Genomic DNA, 217 nt, shown 5'->3' on the forward strand with positions numbered 1-217 from the left:
TCCCGCAGATACAGCATAAGATTTCTAAACGGCGTTAACGCTTCTCCTTCTGACAAATCCTCTTTGATATAAGCATTGATCTTTCGTTCTTTTTCAGCAGGCGAATCTTCCGATGCACATAGCACTCTATGAGCATAAAGCAAGCAAAACATTATCACCTGCGCTGTAAAATCAGCGAAAACTTCGCCAGTTCTTAAATTTGAATCATTATGGTTGT

The 217-nt window shown here is 39.6% G+C and carries 1 protein-coding gene; it reads right to left on the reverse strand.

Translation table 11 applies throughout. The features are described from left to right. The coding region (locus tag HJY11_RS14350; protein ID WP_208076544.1) for a hypothetical protein at positions 1-217 on the reverse strand (217 nt) is incomplete at both ends.

Origin of the sequence: Bittarella massiliensis (ex Durand et al. 2017), assembly GCF_017566145.1 — a bacterium.
GTDB lineage: Bacteria > Bacillota > Clostridia > Oscillospirales > Ruminococcaceae > Bittarella > Bittarella massiliensis_A.